The following is a 19458-nucleotide window of genomic DNA, read 5'->3' on the forward strand; positions in this document are numbered from 1 at the left end:
GGGCATGGCAACAAGGCATGCAATAATGCCTGCAAGCCTGCTGCCTGCCCGCTTGCAGCCTGCGCGCTTTCAGGCTGCAGGCTGAACGCTGCAGGCAGAACGCTGCAGACAGCAATGCGCTGTGCGTTGGGTTTAAAGGAGCCGGTACATGGTAGCGGGGTAACAGTCACGTCCGTATGGTTATGCCGGGTGACTTTTAAGGTATGAAATATGAGCTTTTTCTTAAATCTCAGCACAAGGAGTAAGCTGCTATGCTCCTTTATGATAGTGATAGCCATTAATCTGATTATCGCTATGACCACTATCCTCTCCCTTAACAATGTGCGCAACACCGCCATCAAGATTGAAGAAGTGCTCAATATTGCCTTCAATCGCATTCTGACTACTCAGGTAGCAGTTGAAGACTTCAGCTCCAAATTCTCCATGGGCCTTAATGAGCACGAGCCTACCTACTCAGTACAGAGTCTTATGAGTGAAGGCGACAGTATCATCAGACGTGCCCGTCAGGTTGCCGATGCGGTAAAACCTGATTTTCTTGGTACCGATGAGTACCGTCAGGCATGTCTCAATCTGAAAAGCTTCATCTACAAGGCCTCAGATATTACTGACAGCCAGGTTATGCCTCTGGCACGCAATGGCAAGATAGAGGAGGCTTACGATATTTACATGACTAAGGTTGATCCTCTGGTTATGGAGGCTGTCAAAACCGGCTCCGATATTTTCCATCTGCAGAACAACTACTGTATTGCCCTGACCAACGAGGCCTCTGAACCAACTCCTATGATTGTCGCCTCCGTTTTTACAGTTATTGGCGTAATTATGGCTCTGGCTCTGGCTCTTGGCATGTCCAACTACATGTCCCTCTCTCTGAAAGGTCAGATGTATATTCTTGAAAAGCTCAAGAGTGGCGACTTCTCCATCTCAATCAAGGACAGCCACAAGGACGAATTTGGCCAGAGCCACGAGATGATTCGTGATCTGCGCAATACTTTAAGCCGCATTATACAAATGACTCAGGACGAGTCTCATCACCTCAAGAGTGAGATGAGCCATCTGCAGGACATCTCCTCTACCATTGCCCGTGTCTCCTCAGATATTCAAAACCAGGCAATTACTGTAGCTGCCGCCTCTGATGAAATGGTTTCCACAACCACTGACATTGCCCGCAACTGTGAGTCCGCCGCTTCAGGCTCTGAGCTGTGTAAGAACATTACCAATAACGGTATGAACATGGTTGCCCAGGCTGCGGCCAATATCCGTCAGCAGAGTGAGCATACCCGTGACAACGCCACCAAGATCGAGAATCTGGCCCGTCAGTCCCGTGATATCGGCTCTATTGTTTCCACTATTGATGATATTGCTGCTCAGACCAATCTGCTGGCTCTTAACGCCGCCATCGAGGCTGCCCGTGCCGGTGAGGCTGGTCGAGGATTTGCTGTGGTAGCTGACGAAGTACGCGCCCTTGCAAGCCGCACCTCTCAGTCCACTCAGGAAATCTCCAGGATGATCAAGAACATTCAGACTGAGGCTGCCGTTGCTACTGACTCCATCAATGCCTCCGTATCCAATATGGATACCGTTGCTGAAGATGCTCAGCAGATTATGCAGATCCTTAAAGATATTACAGAGAATGTAAACGGTGTGAACACTCAGATTACTCAGATCGCCACCGCTGCTGAAGAGCAGACTGCTGCCACCGCAGAAATCTCCTCACACATGCAGAGCGTTACCAGCGTAGCTGCTGACATGAGTGCAGATGCTGACAAGCAGTATGCCGCCATGGGCAAGGCCACCGACGACCTCGACGACCTGCTCAAGGCTCTGTCATACTTCAAGACCAGACCGCCAAAAGCCAGCTAAAACCAGACTGCTGTCATGGCTCCTGCAGCGCCGCCCAAACCTGCGCTGCAGGGCATAAAGCTCCATACCAGCGCCTGAGCCCTCCGGGACTCAGGCGTTGCTGTTTTTACCCACACACCAATCAATCCGCCCCGCCCCGACCCCGCCACCGATCCGGCTCTCAGCACCAGAACCAGCGTATGCACCAGCGTATCCACCAGCATACGCATCAGCAGCACCACCAGTACCCGCACCCGCCTCCGCCTCACCACCCATGCCTGTCAGTGCCAAAAAACACGTCAATGATGCTACAGACAATAAGACCTTGACTGATGCCCCTCCTTTAACACCCTCATGCCCCTGGGCCATCACACAATTTAGCCCTCACTATCCCACTAAAGCTTCATACTGACGCAAACTACGGCCAATGACAGCTGCCAGATTATGCTCACCGGTACTATGCAAATGTAATCATTGTCCTGCCAGCGGATTTGCCAAAATTCATTTGCCAAAATTCAACGATGCACAATTTATTAGCTCCTGAAACAGGCTTAGTGCCTAACTGAAATATCAGCCAGCAGCTGGCAAACATACACTCCAGGTTGCTGTTTCTGGTCACGTATTTAAATTATCACGATGCGCTCCATATTCCCTGCATGTCGCCACGCTGCAGTGGCTGAAATAATTGCCCGCAGCGCTGAGCAGCACTGTGCTTCGCTGGGACTTCACTGTGGCGCACTGCGCCTCGCTGTGGCTGCACTGTGGCGCACTGCGCTTCGCTGTGGCTGCACTGGGCGCACTGTGCTTCGCAGGGACATCACTGTGGCGCACTGCGCTGTCTGCATTGTGCAGTGATGCAGTGGCTGCCCTCATTTTGCCTCTTTACGCCAGTACTGGCATCCTGCTGATGCGCTGTGAAGCTGTTAACGCGTGGATGGGCGGATCTGTGTTAGCTCATTTTCTGCAAACGATTTCATGAAATTGCCGTGTTTTTGTGCATATTTAAGGTTCAAGGGAGTGTGCTCCCGGGTTTTTGACAGAATAGGACGTAATTATTTCTGCAAAAGTAACTGTCATTTGATCGGCATATTTCCCTTATTTATGGGATCTTTGGAATAAAATCACGCGTTCTGCTGATAATTAATTTTACATTTTTCTTTGTTAAGTCTTTGAAAAATCAAAAAATTTAGGTTAAACTCAACGTGCTTTTTTAGTGATATGGGAGAGGCAGAGAGCGGCAAACAGGATACCAGGGTTTTTGCCGTGGTGCCCTGTTTGACCGTTCGTCTCCCGTATCTCCTAAAGTATCCGGTTTAAAAAAGCGCCGGTAAAAGAAATTGTTATCCTGTACATGAAAAGGTTTGCATTTCCTTTAAAAAAGCAATTTCAAAGCAAACTTAACAGAATTATTATCCGGTCACCCCGGACTACAGCTCAGTCTGTAATATCACCTCAACAAGTCGCTTTACAATATATTTTATTCAGCACTTGTAACGGCAGGTAAATTTCTGTGGTCAGACAGAATTAATCCTGCATATGCTGTGAAAGAAGTGAACACTTCTGCTCATACCAGTGAATTATTTATCATGATTCAAAGCAGCTAAATTCTGCCAGCTTATTTTGAAAAAGCAAAAAAGCAACAAAAAGCAGAAAACACCATATAACGTTTTATTTTCTTATCCCTGAGCCATGCGCTTAACAGGGTCTGTAAATCAGCTCTTCCCCAGCACTGGCCTTTCCGCATCCTCAACATTACTCTTTTCCCACACATATCTCATCAGCCATTTGCTGCTGTGCAGTAAACCATGGCATCATATTTTTCTCTTTTCCTCAATTCTCCTTTACCTCAAACTCATTTTCCTCAATTTTCCTTATCCCAAATCTCCATCTTCTCACTGCACCCTGATCTCATCTTTTTCTGGCTTTTCAGTACCGGTCCGGATGAACTGTGATCCCTGAAATAAATAAGGCCGCTCACCTTCGCAGTGAGCGGCCATTTATTGCATTATGTCCGGTCCCTGTTTTAACCAGACAAGTATTGAGGCAGCCTCGCCACCCAACGCACAGACCATTATCAGCATTTTTCCTTGCTCGTGATGGAGCTTTTTAAGCTGCCTTGCCATGGAGCTTAATGACTGGAGCTCACAGCCTGGAACGGCAGCACTGGGCATGCATATTATGACCGGCTGTGGCAGGCGCTGTTGCATGCGCCGGTGCTGGCGCCAGAGCTGGCGCTGCTGCATGCGCTTGTGCTGATGCCAGGTCTGGCGCTGATGCATGCGCTGGCGCTGATGCCAGGGCTGAAGCTGGCGTATAACTGATGTGCCTGACTGCAGGCCATATGGCCTGCCGGGCGGCTGGCTGGACTTATCAGGAGTGGGTACCGCCTACGCGCAGCCAGTTCTCGTAGCAGTTCTTGTTGTGCCAGAGAACATAGCGTGGCTCAGGCCAGGCTGATTTGTCTTCAGGCAGGAAGAGCTCACGGCCGTTGAGCTCCATATAGTCCTCACCATAAGCCTCACGTACAGTCTCAGAGACACGGGTAATCAGACGCTGGCCCTTGTCCACATACTCAAAGGTAATATAGCCGCGCTTGAACAGCAGGTAGAGGTCGGAGCGCAGTACTACGCCATTGCTGGAATTCTGGAACTTGTTATCGTAGAAAGGCTGAATATGAGCGATGAGCAGCACCGGACGGGCTCGCACACCTGAAATGGCGCAGCGGAAGTTATAGGCGTTAAGTACACGGGCCTGGAACTCGGCTACATAGGTCTTGGAGTTACGGTGAGAAGCAGCGTAGTACAGGCCGTGCCAGTCATCGCCATCAGGGCTGATGTAATTGTCACGACGCTCAAGCACCAGCTTGTGCAGGTAACGACCGGTAGGCTCATCAAGAGGCAGGGTAAAGACATTACGCTCACTCATGAACTGATTTAGCTCTTCAGGGATATGCACAATATCTCCCTGATCGAAAATGAAGGTATGAGAGAGCAGAGCCATGGAAAGATCACTGTCCTCATTACCGCCACGGGCTGCTACATCATTGACGAAATCTTCATAGTTGTAGGCACCGTTATGCACACCATAAAGCTGCCAGGCCTTCTTTGGCTTGAAGAAGCGCCAGCCCAGGAAGTAGGCACCTCCGGTGATGCAATAACGGTCACTTTCTTCCTTGAACAGCAGAATCAGGGTGCCAGGACTCAGACTGGAGCACTCGCGGTCAAAGGTCTCATCGCCCAGTGCCCATAAGCTGGCATTATGCGATCCTCCCAGCAGGTATTCAGCTGACAGGATATCGCAGTTCTTATCCGATGCTCTCCACATCATCAGTGACTTAGGCTTGTGCATCTGTTACTCACCTCTAACTAACCAATGGTCGAACGGCCCCATGCAGGGTCAATAGCAACTATAGCACAACAGCCATAATCACAGCAGCACTAAGTGCCCGCGCACTTGCCAAAGGGCGCCCGTGCTCACAAAAGCCGCCCCTGCAGCTTAAGGCAAGCGCCTCTGCGCTCCTGCATGTGATGACCCGTACTGCGTAAGTGGTACGGCCTCAAGCGCAGTGCCAGGGAGCCATTGAGCGCTGGCTTTGCTGCCAGCCCCTGCCGCAGCCGCAGCGCTGCTGCGCGGGACGCAGCCGGGACGCGCCACCACAGCAACCTGGGCGCGCCACGGCGTGTCCGGGGGCCGGCGCCATGAGCCAGGTCTGGCCTGGGAATGTAGCCAGGCCGGAGGTGACAGCCGGGAGGGTGTGGTGAAAAACCGGAGCCCCAAAATGACCTGACCCCTGCACGGATCCTCTCCGGGCAGGGGTCAGGGTCTCATCGCATCGGGGCAGGCCCTATGGCCTGTCCTTGCAATTAGTAATTGATTACAGCGCGACGGTTCTTCTTCCAGTTGGCCTCAGCATGACCTGGGTCAAGAGGCTTTTCCTCACCGTAGGAAACGATGGAGAGCTGGTTTACGTCTACACCGAGATTCTGCATGTAGCGGGCTACAGCACGGGCACGACGCTCACCAAGAGCAATGTTGTACTCTGGAGTACCGCGCTCGTCGGTATGACCCTCGATAATGATACGGGAGTCAGGGTTATCACGCAGATACTGAGCGTGGGCCTGCATTACAGAAACGTACTCGTCCTGAATCTGGTCACTGTCGTACTTGAAGTATACGGTATTGTTTTCACGCAGCGCCTGAGGGCCGCCAAAATTTGGATCGTAAAGGCCGTCAGCAGGAGCGTTTGGATCACCGATCACCAGAGTGCCGTCCTTATCCACCTGAGTAACAGCATCGCCGTCTACACCGCCATAGCCCAGATTATCCTCAACAAAGACATCACCGGCCATACCGGACATGTCTTCCTGACCTTCAATCAGGGCACCGTCTTCGGTGCTGGAGGTTGTGGAGCAGGCAGTCACAGATAACATCATAGCGCCTGCCAGAAGTGCCAGAAAAGTTTTGTTTTTCATGAAAAATTTCCTTCTATTGCCTGAATATCCTGCAGCCGTAACTGCAGGGCTAAGCCCTCCTGCACTGTTATGCAGTTAAGCTGTGCAGCAATGCCTATTTCTCAGGCAATGGGCCCCAGGCTGGAGCGCTGATTTCACCCTTGTTGCTTGATGGCAGGTTAGCCTTGAATCTGCCGTCAGTTGAAACAAGAGCCAGGCCTTTACGGCCCTGATAGACAGTTGAGTATATTACCATACTGCCATTTGGTGCCACACTTGGAGACTCATCTAATGATGAGGTAGTGAGCATGTAGATAGAACCGTCTGCATCCATACGGGCAACTCTATAGCCGTTCTGCCTTGTGATCACAATCAGGGCATCACTGCCTGGAATAGGGCGTGAGGACAGGTTCATGGCACCCTGTACAGTAGTGCGCTGAGCCTCGCGGGTTTCGATATCTACAGAGTAAATCTGGGCACGGCCGCCACGCTCAGAGGTAAAGTAAATCCTCTTGTTGTCATAAGACCATGATGGTTCGGTATCAATGGCTCTGTTCTTGGTAACGCGGTGGTACTTTGAAGTTACGAGATCGTAGTAGTAAATCTCAGGCTGACCGTCCTTGGATAAAGTAAATGCAATCTTGCTGCCATCTGGAGACCATGATGGAGAAGAATTCAGACCAGGGAATGAAGCCAGCTTGGTACGCTTCTTGGTAAAGATGTCCTGCACAAAAATGGTCGGAGCACGGCGCTCGAAAGAAACATAGACGAGACGCTTGCCATCTGGAGACCAGTTAGGAGTCATGATTGGCTCAGTTGAGCGCAGTACAGGAACCTCGTTATAACCGTCATAGTCAGCTGTCATTAACTGGTAAGGGAAACGGTCGCCATGACGGTAGACGATGTAGGCAATACGGGTACGGAAAGCACCACGCTGACCGGTCAGCAGCTCGTAGGTACGATCGGAAACCAGATGAGCAGCCTGACGCAGCTGGGAGGCATTGGTTGTAATGCCACGGCGCTGGGTAAGAGGCTTGCCCTTGTTGGAGCCCTGAACACCATAGAGCTGGTAGGCTACCTGGTAGTTACCGGTATCGGCTACAGGACCTACTTCGCCTGAAACCACGGCTTCAATACCCTGAGCAGCCAGCACGTCAAAGTTGACGCTGTTGTTTACCAGAGCCCCGGCAGGAAGCTGCTTGACTGACAGAGGAGTGAACTTGCCTGAACGCATCAGGTCATTGCTGATGATGCCGGAGACATCAACAGGTACTTCGCCCTTAACCAGGAAAGGAAGTACTAAAACACGGCGACCCTCATTGATGCCACCGGTGATCTCAATCTGGAGTGCGGCAAAAGCGTTGCTCCCCAGCATTGAGAGAGCAAGAACCGCAGCTCCAAGAACACGAATAAAGCGCATGGTTTTCCCCAAATAAACTTGACAACGCTGATAGTGTACCAAAGACGGGGCACGTTAGTGCGCCCGTTTTGAGCAAATTTATTGTACCGGCGGGGCTTATGCCCCGTAATGAAGCAGCCCCTGCCGGTACCGTATATCAGGTCCCCACAGACCTGACAGTAATCTTATAAATAAGCAAAAAGCTGCATGAGCAGCTTAATGTGTGAACAGCCAGAGTAATGTAAAAAGCCCTCTTCTGACCTTGCAGCAGCCAAATAATTCCAGCATCAACGGCTGATGACCGACTTGCAGCCTCGCTGGCTGCTGTCCTGCTCCCGGCCTCACCGGCTGATGTCCAGCTCCCGGCCTCGCTGGCTGATGTCCAGCTTCCGGCCTGAACGGCTGATAACCAACTTCCAGCCTCACGGGCTGATGAGCGAGATCCAGTCTTACAGACTGATGACTGACTTGCAGGCTGCCTGCTTTCCAGTGATGACCATGGGAGTATGAGCGTCCAGCATGTAATGGCTCTGCCTTGATTGAGGCTGCACTGGCTGTATTAATGGCTCCCGGGCGTAACTCATGGCTGCACTGGCTTAATACATGGGCACTATTGGAGTGCTTACTGAAAGCCAGTATGACGCACTCTGGCAGGCAAGTTTAGCCGGTGACGGCAGCATTCTGGCTGCCTGGACAGTATTTCAGCCAGATGTCTTATCCCTGCCTGAGACTGCCTCCGCGCAGCTTACAGTGCCATGCCCTGCCATGGTTTCGCAAGGCTCTGCAGACCTCAGCAAGGCTCTGCAGGCCTCGGCAAGGCTCAACTTGCCTCTGCAAGGCGGGCCTGATGGCATGACATGGAGGCCTGCTGCGCTGTTGCCTGAGCTGTATTTTCTGGCAGCATCAGACCTTTGGAATCATGGTAATTACGATGGTGTTGCAGTCCTTACATCCCTTAGGAGGACGCGGCATCATGCCGATAAGGTTGAGCGTAGCAATGGCTGAGGCGCATACGGCGCGATCGCCCTGGCATTTTTCGTTGTAAATCATGCCTTCCTGATCAATGGATACGGTCACTACCACCTTCTTGCCATTCATCGACGGGTCAATACGCCAGTTCTGTTCGATAAGCTGCTGAACCTTGCTTCCGTAAGTCAGACTCTCATCAGAGCCGGTACCGGCTCCAAGGCCCTGACCACCTTCAACACCATTGGCCTGACCAAGGATGTCATCTTCAAGGTTGTCAGCCTGATTCTTCATCTTTTCGGCCTCAAGACGCTCAAGCTGCTCCTTTTCCATCTGTTTGGCAAGGGCTTCGAGCTCGGCCTTTTTCTTTGCTTCAGCTTCAGCTTCAGCTTTCTTTTTAGCCTCTTCCTCAGCTTTCTTCTTAGCCTCGGCTTCTGCTTTCTTCTTCTTCTTTTCTTCCTCAGCCTTCTTCTTCTTTTCTTCCTCTGCTTTCTTCTTCTTTTCCTCTTCGGCCTTCTTCTTGGCCTCTTCCTCGGCTTTCTTCTTTTCTTCTTCAGCCTTCTTGAGTGCCAGAGCTTTCTGACGCTCTGCCTCAGCCTTACGCTGAGCAGCCAGCTGCTTTTCCAGCTCGGCACGGGCTTTGGCCTCAGCCTCAGCCTTTGCCTTGGCTGCAGCCTCAGCAGCCTGACGGGCAGTATCCTGAACCTTTACCCCTTCTGGTTCCTTACCTGCAGGGTTACCTTTGGCTGGTGGAACATTGACAATGGTGGCATGGATAATCTGGCCTGACTTCTCCTCAGGACGCTTAGGCTTATCAAGGGATACATTGATTACCAGGGCAGCCAGCAATGCGCCATGAAACATTATGGCCAGTACAAAGGCGGCGCCTAATCCTATTCTCATAAGACCTACTTCCCCTGATGGTAAAAAGAAAAGCAGCTACTGCCTCTGCAGCCGTTATGGCATGCAGTTGCAGGCTGCACCATTAATCCGTTGAGCCCCTGTGTTTTTCCGTGCCAGGCATGCAGGACAGACATGCAGGCCTTGCATGCAGGTCAGTCCCTGCGACAGCATCTGAGGCTTCTGCTGCAGCTGCGTACTGTGCACCCACTGCGTCTGAGGACGCTTCATGTGGGCTACCGTGCAGGCACTGCCCTCCGGCATTGCTGCGTTAAAACGTCAGATGTCAGCACTGCTCTTAGCCGGGGCCATGGCCTTGCTGATGGTATAAGTTACAGGAGTCTTACTTGCCGCCCGGAGCCGGAGTTACAGCAATAGGGTCGGTTACCAGACCTACTGAATCTACGCCAGCACGCTTGAGGGCGTTCATAAGCTGAATAACACTGTCGTAAGCTACCATGGCATCGCCCTGAACTACTACCGGCCGCTCAGGATCCTTGCGCAGCTCTTCGGCTACTACCTGACCTACAGTATTGAGGTCAGGAATCTTAACGCTCTGGGTGTCTACAGACACGAAGTACTGACCTGCCTTGTCGACAGTGGCAATGATAGGAGTACGCTGATCTTCATTCATGGCCTCGGCCTCAGCCTGAGGCAGATCTACAGTTACACCCTGCATAACAACTGGTGCAGTAGCAATGAAGATAACCAGCAGTACCAGCATGACGTCAATATAAGGCACCACGTTGATCTCAGCAACGGTACGGGACTTACGGCGTCTTCCTCTTTCTGCCATGTTCTGTGATCCTCACAAGATTATTACAGGCCCAGTCATATACTGGGCTGTGTCAGCCATGACATCCTTATGGCTGCCATAGCTCAGCTACTGGTATTGAGGCTACTTGTTGCCCTCAGCATTGCCCTGCACATTGCGGCGACGGTTCTGACCGCCTGGAGTAATGTACTGAGGCTCTGATGACTGACCCTTGCGCTGTGGCTGACCATCCTCAGGACCAATCTTGTACAGTGGGCTGTTGCCGCTGCGGATCTGACCTAAAGGATTTGAACTGTTTGAGCGGGTTGCATTGGCTGGACCACCTGGCAGCTGAGCATTGTTCAGAGCTGCATTACTGGTACGTGGAGGTACTACACCGCGATAGTTGGAGGCCATCTCGTTGTCGCTATAGCCACCACCCTGCATATTCTGTCCGCCCTGACCATTGCCCTGTTGACGACGCATCTGGCCCTGACGGCCCTGCTGGCCCTGAGGTCCGTTACCCTGATTCTGGCGCATGGCCTTGGCAAAGTCGGCTGCCTGACTGCTGCTCATATCCATAGTGCCATTACGGCCGCCCTGAGAAGGGACGCCATCCTGGCTCTGGCGTGACTGATGAACAGGCTGTTGCACAGGTGGAGCGCTGGCGGCAGCTGCGGCGGCAGCAGCTACGGCTGCCCCGTTATCTTCATAGCTGTCAAAGGCACTGCGGCGCAGATCCTCAGGGCTCTGCTGAACCTGAGTCTGCCCCATGTTGCCAGGATTGAGAGCATTGAGATTGTTCATTGCTGACAGATCATTGCCATCAGGAGATGAGCCCATATGTGAGGCTACATTGCTCTGATTTATGGTTCCTGACGCAGGTACCCCGCCTCCGGCCATAGCCTGACCTGCCATGCCTGAACCAGGAGCACCAGGAATATTTACGCCTCCGGCAACACCGGCACCAGGGATAGACTGCTGTGGAGAGGCAATGTCGCCCTGATAGCCATTCTGACGGTTAAGCTGGGTGCGGATAGTAACCAGACGGCGATTGAGAATGGTGGAGAACTCGTCCATGAAGTTGTAGTAACGGTTCTCAAGAGCCTCAACCTTGGTTACAAAGCGGTTATAGAACATAACAGCCGGAATAGCGGCAAACAGACCCATGGCAGTAGCAATAAGAGCCTCGGCAATTGGAGGAGCCACCATGGCCAGGGTAGCATTCTTTACGGCAGCAAGGGCTACGAAAGCATGCATAATGCCCCATACGGTGCCGAACAGTCCGATATAAGGAGAAATGGAGCCGATGGTGGCCAGGGTTGGCAGATGGCTTTCAAGCAGCTCTACCTCACGGGCACAGGCTACACGCATCTGACGCTCAGTGCCGTCCATAACCACTTCCTGATCAGCCGGGCCTGAGTTAACCAGACGTACGAACTCTTTGAAACCTGCGGAGTAGATAACCTCAAGACCAACCAGGTCATCAGGACGCTTCATACACTCCTGATAGAGGTTGTTGAGATCGATGCCGGACCAGAAGCGATCCTCAAAAGCATCAGCCTTGGTACGGCCAAGGCGGTACTGGTTATTGCGCGAGATGATAATGGTCCATGAAGCAATGGACAGGGCCAGCAAAAACAGCATGACGCACTGCACCAGGAAGCTGGCATTCAAGACCAGATCAGTAAAAGACAGCGCTCCTTGAGGTTGCATAATTCTTTCTTTTCTCCACAAAAAACTTAACCTGACCATGCCTGTCAGGCTCTTATGTCCCTGTCTGTCCGGACCGTCTTTCCGGGCAGGTTAAGGACAGCTGCACTGTGCCTTCCCGTCACTGTGACCTCTTAAGGGCTCAGCCATATGTCCTGTTATCAAGTCTGATCTGCAGTGATCTGAACACAGGAGGCGCAGCACTGAAAATTAATCATTGTACATCTGTGGCTGACAGACTTTGAGCCAAAGCATTAAGGCATCAACTGCACAGGCAGCTGACGCGACCACAGAAAATGGGCGCAGGACAACGGTCAGGGGAGTTACACCGGACACGGCAGGATGGACAAAAGGAAAAAGGCCAGTCTTCCCTGAACGGGCAGCCGGCTTTCAGGCCACCTCAGATGTGGGGACCATAGGCAGGTGCATCACAAAACAGACAGGCTGCTCACAGTGCAGCTGTATGAATTATCAGGAGAGAGAGGATCCGGGAGTACATACCCGGCTATTCCGTAGTGTTCATCCCACTGTTTTCGTGGGGATAAGGTGCAAATCAAAGCTGATGCTCAAGGCATCAGAACATCTTATGACAGTAGAAATGTCCATTTTGCAACAATGATAACAGGCAAATAACCTGAGGCCTGTATATTCTATCAGCCTTGCCGCAAAGAAACCGCCTTACAGGCGAAAAAGCACTCTAAAAAACTTTATGGAAGGAAGCTGTAAACTTTCCAAACTGAGCATTGCCGGCCCCTGTCGTCCAGTGCCCCTGGCGTCCAGTGCCCCTGTCTCTGCAGCCTCCATACGCCGAAGTCCGGTAAGGCGGCACACGCCGTAAAGACATACTGCGTACCGGCGCAGCTGCCGCCATACGTAGCAGTCCGGGGCTCCAGCAGCTCGCCGCGAAGACATACTGCGTACCGGCGCAGCTGCCGCCATACGTAGCAGTCCGGGGCTCCAGCAGCTCGCCGCGAAGACATACTGCGTACCGGCGCTGCTGTCGTCATACGTAGCAGTCCGGGGCTCCAGCAGCTCGCCGCTAAGACATACAGCATACCGCTACAGCTGCCGTCATACGCAGCAGTCCGGGACTCCAGCAGCTCGCCGCGAAGACATACAGCATACCGGTTCTGCAGGCATATGCGGTCGCAACCATAATAGCCCTGAGCTATTAGCTGATGCTTAGGATGCCATCACCTCCGGATACTGCTCTGCTCCACTAAGGACCAGGGAGCAGCCGACGCGGAACACCAGGCACTGGCTCTCACAAAAGACAGCACTCCATAAGGCCGGCCCATCACATTTATAACATTAACCAGCTTAAATTAAGACAGCCCCGCATAATGCGTAAAAGCACTATGCGGGGCTGCGTATAAAATGCTCTACTTTGTCTCAATGGCTGTCTGACCAGCTTAGCAGTCAACAGGAAAAGCCCTGCAAAGAGCTGTGACCTCAATAGACGGAAGTTCTGTCAGCCCGGCTCATACCGCTTATCCAAAAGTTGAGCAGTAACTCTGCTCAACAGGGGAGGTTGATACAGTAATGGCTGGGCTGCACTGTCAGCACAGGGTCTTAAGATCCTCCGGCCCCTGATGTGCTTTGAGCGCATCAAGGAAGTCCTTTGGAATGCCCTCTGGCTTGCCAGTAGCAAAGTTTACATAGGCAATGGTAGAGCGCATGGCAAAGTACATGGTGCCCGTATGAGCATCGCTGACTTCCTGGTACATCTCAAGACAGGCGCGGCGCACCATAACTGGAATGCATGTGATTTTAAGGTCATCTTCAAGACCGGCACCGGCCATAAAGGCAGCATTGAGCTTTGTTACTACAAAGCCTTTCTGATCTGCCTGCAGATGCTCGCTTTGGCGGTAGCCCAGCACCTCACGGACAAAATCTGTTCTGGTTCTTTCGCAGAACTTGAGGTAATTGGCGTGATAAACACGACCACCGGCATCAGTGTCCTCGTAATAAACCCTGAAAGTGCGGCTGAAAACCTCATCTTTAGCACAGCTGAGATCGCTCATTTTCACCTCTGATTTGTATTCAGAAAAATCCCGTCCCCCGACACCATCCATCATGGCCCTGCTTTCTTGCCAGGCCCGGCATAATCAGTGCCTGCATGTCTTGCCTGGCCAGGCATGATCAGTCCCAGCATGTCTGGCATGGTCCAGCATGATCAGTCCCAGCATGTCTGGCATGGTCCAGCATGATCAGTACCAGCAGCCTGTGTCCTGCTTTATCAGTCGCGGGAGATTTCCTCGAACTTGTTATAGGCCCTGGCTGTTGCTACACGTCCCATGCGGGAGCGCTGCACATAGCCCTGCTGGATAAGATATGGCTCAACCACATTCTCAAGAGTCTCACGCTCATATCCCAGTGATGCTGAAAGACTTTCGATACCAACAGGACCGCCATTGAAGTCATAAATCATGCAGCGCAGATAGGCACGGTCAAAGTCATCAAAACCGTCCATATCAATCTTCAGGATATCAAGAGCTCTATGAGCAATTTCCTGAGTGATTACTCCATCGCCTTTGACTTCGGCATAATCACGGACACGCTTGAGCAGACGGTTGGCAATACGGGGAGTACCACGTGAACGGCGGGCCAGCTCCATTGCGCCGTCTTCATCAATGGCAATCTTAAGCTTGCGTGCTGAGGCGCGCACAATCACACTGAGCTCTTCAGGCGAGTAGAACTGCAGCTGCAGAATAATGCCAAAACGGGCGCGCAAAGGAGAGGTCAGGGTACCGGCACGAGTGGTCGCGCCAATCAGCGTAAATGGCTGCAGGCCAATCTGAATGGATCGGGCTGATGGCCCCTCGCCGGTAAGAATATCGACCTTGTAATCTTCCATGGCCGGATACATGAACTCTTCAATGACCGGACTGAGACGGTGAATTTCGTCGATGAACAGAACATCACGGCTGCTCAGATTGGTCAGCAGAGCTGCAGCATCGCCTTTCTTTTCCAGAGCCGGGCCTGACGTGGTTGAAAGGTTAACCCCAAGCTCATTGGCAATGATATTGGACAGTGTGGTCTTACCAAGGCCAGGAGGTCCAAAAATCAGGACATGATCAAGGGCCTCGCCACGCTTTCTGGCTGCAGCAAGAGCGATTTCCAGCTGGCTTTTGGCATCTTCCTGGCCAATATAGTCACAAAGACGCTTAGGGCGCAGAGCGCGATCCTCACTGGATTCAACCAGTTCGGCAGCGGTTTCCTCAATGGTCTTGGTGCCGCTGAGATCTCTGTGACGGCTGGTTTCAATAACATCAGCCACAATGCCGCTTTCAAGTGCCAATTTGTCCCCTTCTCTGACCAGGTCAGAAATCAAGATAGCCCAAAATGCCCATGCAGTTTCCCGGGAGCTTACCCGTCTGGTAAAACCTTTACCAGACGCGCCAGTTAATGCGCTGCAAACCGCAATGCTCTGCCTCTTAAAGGCGGGAAAAGTATAGCATACGGCCGCGCAGGGCTGCACTGTGCTGCATAAGGATTAAACAGGCCAGCCTGGCATGACCCGTCCCTGCAAGCACTTACCTCGCCCCAGCAATCACTTACCTCGTCCCAGCAATCACTTACCCTGTTCCTTCAATCACTTTCCTCATCCACAGCCCTCAACCGTACCACTGCTCAACAACATCACGCCTGGCACGTCCACCATGAATAATAAAAATCCGACTGCCCACAGGACAGAGCCCTGCCGGGAAACCAGTCGGAGAAACAGGTAAATAATCAGCCCCCTTGCCCCACTGCCAAACTGCTGCAGCAGCATACAGCAAGGCCGGCTGCGCAGACATCTGCCCATGCAGATGCCCATGCAGATGCCCATGCAGATGCAGATGCAGGTGCAGATGCAGATGCAGATGCAGGTGCACATGCACCTGCCAGGTATGATTTGCTCCGCATCTGCAGCCGGGAAAATGAATCAGTGTTTACCAAGCTGTGCAAGACAGGCCACGATAATTTCCTCTGTGGTCATGCCAGGCTTGTATACGGCCTTTACTGTGTTCTGGGAAACAGTTTCCTTGTAGCCAAGGGAGAGCAATGCCTGGACAGCATCATCGATAGCCACAGCATTGCTGGCTGCGCTGGCTGCCTCTGCCTCCTCAACACCAAGGTCGCCCGGAATGGCAGTTGAGCCGGCAGCTGCAACAGCGGTAACGTTGAGCAGGCGCTCACCAAGACGCAGCTTGTCAATACGATCCTTCATTTCGACCATAATGCGCTCTGCAGTCTTGCGACCTACGCCAGGTGCGGCTACCAGGGCATTAAGACGCTGGGAATTAATAACCTCGATAAATGCCTTGAGATCCATGATGGTAAGCAATGCCATGGCCACTTTAGGACCAACACCTGTAATCTTGATAAGCTCACGGAACAGCAGGCGGGACTCACGGCTGTCAAAGCCGTACAGCAGCTCAGCATCCTCTCGTACTACGTGATGGACGTAGACAAAACATGGCTCATCCACCTTGATGACAGAGAGCAGCGGGCCGGTAACTTCGACCTCATAGCCCACTCCTGCGCCATCCTCAATCAGTGCGGTCAGACCATCAATGGCCAGTACACGGCCACGCAGTGAACCTATCATCTAAAATTTCCTCAAAAAATCAGAACAAAACGGCCCAAAACAGACCAGGAAAAATTCAGGCACGCAAGCGCCCAACAACGAGGAGAAGCCAGCTGCATGATAATGCTGCTGCAAAGAGTTCTGCGACTCCAGCCTGCAAAGCAGGGCAGGGCAGCTGGGCTGGGCATGGCTGTATCGGGCCATGCCGGTCCGTGTACTCAATAGCGCCAGTATCGGCAAATTCTGTCCCACGGCTGAGCGGCATATCCGTCATCGTGAGGAGGAACAGCCAGGTTATTTTGGCCTCATGAAGGCTGGTAATTACGCCAGCTGCTGCGCGGACCTGTACGGCCGCGACCGCGAGAGCTGGTGGCTATGGTTGCTCCCGGGCCCATTACAGAACGGATACGGCGGGTATAAGCATGACACAGAGCACAGGCAAGGGCATCAGAGGCGTCGATCTGAGGATCGCTGTTCAGGTAGAGCAAACGCCTTACCATTGCCTGTACCTGCTTTTTGTCAGCACCACCAGTACATGCAACCGCCTGCTTAATCTGCATAGGAGTGTACTCATAGACATCCAGACCTGCCCTGGCACCAACCACCATGGCAACAGCACGTGATTCGGCAAGCTTGATGGTAGACTGAGGGTTAAGGCTGACAAAGACCTCCTCGATAGCCATTTCATCAGGAGAAAACTGTTCAAGCAGAGTCTCAATGGCTTTCATGATAGTCAGCAGGCGATCCTGAATCCTGGACTCATTGCAGTGAATACAGCCTGAGCCTACGTAAATAAAGTCATTATTACCTACGACCTGGATTACTCCGTAACCCATTTTACGAGTGCCCGGGTCGATTCCCAGAACTGTTGTTGCCATACCGGCCTCCCTGTAAAGATGCCATTTAATATCAGCCCCTGTCAAAGCGGGAAAAGCCAGGGCTGTGCAGGACTGGATAGTCTAATGGAACATCAGGTCACTTTCCACTGTCTGCAGACCATTCATCTGGCAATCACACAGATAATGGCTGCCAGCCATAATCCAACGCCCGTACAGACTTGGCCCGTACAAACCAGGCTCGACCAGACATGGCCCGTACAGACATGGCCCGACCAGCCAGACCTGACCAAACCAGCTCAGATTAGAGCTTCCCCTGCTGGACCAGACCAGAATCTAACAAAACGGCCCGCCGGGCAACCTCACTAAGGCAAATTTGTAACCCTCCACCGCCCAGGGCCATGTCACGAACAGTACGCTTCTGACTATTGCCAGCCTCCCCATCACCAGATCAAAAAAACGATAAAAATCAGCTTTTACCAATAAAGCAATATTGAACTTTGCCGATAATAAATATAAGAGCGGCATGCCCTATGGCAAAACATAATGACCTGTTTAATTGCCCACTGCGGTTAAAGGAATATGCCTTGCTCCGGGCTATGGCCGGGACCGGGCGGCTCTTAACCCAACTGGGAGGTAACGACTATGGAAAACTTCAAAAATATCCTGCTGCATGCACTGAGTATGCTTATGGCCATAGTATGTTTTCTTGGCCTGAGCATGCTGCTTGTAGGCTAAATTCCGTCCCGGCAAGATTAATGTAACAGGGCCATGCAGTAACTGTCACAGGCCAACATAACCAATAACCTGGCATTACCACGCGTATCCCTGTCCTTTACTGAATATCAGTGCAGAGAAATCACAGAAGCACAAATAACAAAAGCCCCTGCTTCGACAGAAACGGGGGCTTTTAATTTTCGCGCATAAGACTGACAAAAGTCTGCAGTCAGTCTTATGCAGAGCAAACAGGAAGCTTAATTCTAAGCACTCATCCTGTTAGCCGAGCAGGGACAGACCAAGCTGTGGACGGGTGTTAGCCTGCATGAGCATGGAGGTTGCAGCCTGCTGGATAATGGACTGCTGGGACAGGTTGGCAGACTCTTCGGCGAAGTCTGCATCACGAATTCTGCTGCGGGCATCAGACTGGTTGGCAGATACGTTAGCCTGGTTACGAATTGAGCTTTCCAGTCTGTTTTGTAAAGCGCCCAGGTCAGCACGCTTACCATCAGACTCAGCAATGGCCTTATCGATAGCAGTAATCATAGCACTGGCCTCATCGGCTGTAGCCATCTTAAGCTTGCCAGCATCCATTACAGCGTCCATACCATTCATCTTGGAAAGAATGCCATTCTTAACAGTAAAATCGATGGTGTCGCCCTTATTGGCGCCAACCTGCAGAGTCATCTTTCCATCAGCAGCCGCAGCACCGCCGTAAATCGAGTCAGCGCCAGCGCCGTCCAGAACGGTCTTGCCACCGAACTTGGTGCTCTTGGCAATACGGTTGATTTCGTCAGCCATAGCCTGGGCCTCTTTGGCCAGAGCAGCACGGTCCTCTGCAGTATTGGTACCGTTGGCTGACTGTACAGCCAGAGTACGGATCTTCTGCAGCATGTTGGTGGTCTCGTCCATGGCGCCTTCGATGGTCTGGGCAAGAGCAATACCATCGGAGGAGTTACGGTTACCCTGATTCAGACCATTGATCTGAGTTGTCAGTCTGCTGGAGATCTGCAGGCCAGCTGCATCATCCTTGGCGCTGTTAATTCTCAGACCTGAAGAGAGGCGTTGATAGGTCGTAGTGAGCTGATTCTGTACATTGTTAAGATAGCGGCGTCCGTTCAGGGAGCTGACGTTTGTATTTACATAAACTGCCATTAAATAATTCCTTTATCGTTATGAAATGTGTCTCTCATAATATGGCTGTAAAACCATTACAGCCGGCAAATTACAACGTTAGCAATGTACGATGTTGAATCTATGATCAAAACCATTGATGGCACGTCGATATCAGCCATATTCTTGATACATAA

Annotated in this window: 12 protein-coding genes and 1 pseudogene; 1 reads left to right on the top strand and 12 read right to left on the bottom strand. The window is 52.0% G+C overall.

The genetic code is table 11. From position 1 onward, the window contains the following. Window positions 1-210 precede the first annotated feature (210 nt). Window positions 211-1860 carry a methyl-accepting chemotaxis protein gene (locus tag MXE41_RS01910; protein WP_247099165.1) on the top strand — a complete coding sequence of 550 codons (1650 nt, stop codon included), beginning with the start codon at window positions 211-213 and terminating at the stop codon, window positions 1858-1860. Between the two features lie 2349 nt (window positions 1861-4209). Here the strand turns inward: MXE41_RS01910 and MXE41_RS01915 are convergent. The 12 genes and pseudogenes from MXE41_RS01915 to MXE41_RS01970 form a co-directional block, all read right to left on the bottom strand. Next, complete coding sequence (locus MXE41_RS01915; RefSeq protein WP_246977759.1) at window positions 4210-5187, bottom strand: HNH endonuclease; 978 nt, start codon at window positions 5185-5187, stop codon at window positions 4210-4212. 515 nt (window positions 5188-5702) lie between these two features. Beyond that, window positions 5703-6311 carry a peptidoglycan-associated lipoprotein Pal gene (gene pal, locus MXE41_RS01920; protein ID WP_246977758.1) on the bottom strand — a complete coding sequence of 203 codons (609 nt, stop codon included), beginning with the start codon at window positions 6309-6311 and terminating at the stop codon, window positions 5703-5705. A gap of 94 nt (window positions 6312-6405) precedes the next feature. Then, window positions 6406-7710, bottom strand: a complete 1305-nt coding sequence (gene tolB / locus MXE41_RS01925; protein WP_246977757.1) for a Tol-Pal system beta propeller repeat protein TolB — start codon at window positions 7708-7710, stop codon at window positions 6406-6408. A gap of 882 nt (window positions 7711-8592) precedes the next feature. Beyond that, window positions 8593-9558 carry a cell envelope integrity protein TolA gene (gene tolA / locus MXE41_RS01930; RefSeq protein ID WP_247099166.1) on the bottom strand — a complete coding sequence of 322 codons (966 nt, stop codon included), beginning with the start codon at window positions 9556-9558 and terminating at the stop codon, window positions 8593-8595. A gap of 340 nt (window positions 9559-9898) precedes the next feature. Beyond that, window positions 9899-10351, bottom strand: coding sequence for a protein TolR (gene tolR / locus MXE41_RS01935; RefSeq protein WP_246977755.1), 453 nt, complete (start codon window positions 10349-10351; stop codon window positions 9899-9901). A 1008-nt stretch (window positions 10352-11359) separates the two neighbouring features. Continuing rightward, a pseudogene (tolQ, locus tag MXE41_RS01940) lies at window positions 11360-12025 on the bottom strand (protein TolQ); the annotation flags it as partial. 1556 nt (window positions 12026-13581) lie between these two features. Next, the gene (locus MXE41_RS01945; RefSeq protein ID WP_247099167.1) at window positions 13582-14046 is read right to left on the bottom strand and encodes a YbgC/FadM family acyl-CoA thioesterase; all 465 of its coding nucleotides are present in this window, start codon (window positions 14044-14046) and stop codon (window positions 13582-13584) included. Between the two features lie 215 nt (window positions 14047-14261). Next, window positions 14262-15248: a Holliday junction branch migration DNA helicase RuvB gene (gene ruvB, locus MXE41_RS01950; RefSeq protein WP_246977788.1), complete on the bottom strand. Its 987-nt coding sequence runs from the start codon at window positions 15246-15248 to the stop codon at window positions 14262-14264. Between the two features lie 391 nt (window positions 15249-15639). Then, window positions 15640-15900 carry a hypothetical protein gene (locus tag MXE41_RS01955; protein WP_247099168.1) on the bottom strand — a complete coding sequence of 87 codons (261 nt, stop codon included), beginning with the start codon at window positions 15898-15900 and terminating at the stop codon, window positions 15640-15642. 50 nt (window positions 15901-15950) lie between these two features. Continuing rightward, the gene (gene ruvA / locus MXE41_RS01960; protein ID WP_246977753.1) at window positions 15951-16616 is read right to left on the bottom strand and encodes a Holliday junction branch migration protein RuvA; all 666 of its coding nucleotides are present in this window, start codon (window positions 16614-16616) and stop codon (window positions 15951-15953) included. A 284-nt stretch (window positions 16617-16900) separates the two neighbouring features. After that, a complete protein-coding gene (ruvC, locus tag MXE41_RS01965) occupies window positions 16901-17473 on the bottom strand; it encodes a crossover junction endodeoxyribonuclease RuvC (protein WP_247099169.1) in 573 nt (190 codons plus the stop codon). A 954-nt stretch (window positions 17474-18427) separates the two neighbouring features. Then, on the bottom strand, window positions 18428-19303 hold the full coding sequence (locus tag MXE41_RS01970) for a flagellin (RefSeq protein ID WP_247099170.1): 876 nt from the start codon (window positions 19301-19303) through the stop codon (window positions 18428-18430). Between the last annotated feature and the right edge of the window lie 155 nt (window positions 19304-19458).

Source organism: Anaerobiospirillum sp. NML120449 (genome assembly GCF_023051105.1).
GTDB lineage: Bacteria > Pseudomonadota > Gammaproteobacteria > Enterobacterales > Succinivibrionaceae > Anaerobiospirillum.

Excerpts from the sequence above, each read along its gene's own strand:
- MXE41_RS01910 (WP_247099165.1), top strand. The coding sequence starts at position 211 with ATGAGCTTTTTCTTAAATCTCAGCACAAGGAGTAAGCTGCTATGCTCC.
- MXE41_RS01915 (WP_246977759.1), bottom strand. The coding sequence starts at position 5,187 with ATGCACAAGCCTAAGTCACTGATGATGTGGAGAGCATCGGATAAGAAC.
- pal (WP_246977758.1), bottom strand. The coding sequence starts at position 6,311 with ATGAAAAACAAAACTTTTCTGGCACTTCTGGCAGGCGCTATGATGTTA.
- tolB (WP_246977757.1), bottom strand. The coding sequence starts at position 7,710 with ATGCGCTTTATTCGTGTTCTTGGAGCTGCGGTTCTTGCTCTCTCAATG.
- tolA (WP_247099166.1), bottom strand. The coding sequence starts at position 9,558 with ATGAGAATAGGATTAGGCGCCGCCTTTGTACTGGCCATAATGTTTCAT.
- tolR (WP_246977755.1), bottom strand. The coding sequence starts at position 10,351 with ATGGCAGAAAGAGGAAGACGCCGTAAGTCCCGTACCGTTGCTGAGATC.
- MXE41_RS01945 (WP_247099167.1), bottom strand. The coding sequence starts at position 14,046 with ATGAGCGATCTCAGCTGTGCTAAAGATGAGGTTTTCAGCCGCACTTTC.
- ruvA (WP_246977753.1), bottom strand. The coding sequence starts at position 16,616 with ATGATAGGTTCACTGCGTGGCCGTGTACTGGCCATTGATGGTCTGACC.
- ruvC (WP_247099169.1), bottom strand. The coding sequence starts at position 17,473 with ATGGCAACAACAGTTCTGGGAATCGACCCGGGCACTCGTAAAATGGGT.
- MXE41_RS01970 (WP_247099170.1), bottom strand. The coding sequence starts at position 19,303 with ATGGCAGTTTATGTAAATACAAACGTCAGCTCCCTGAACGGACGCCGC.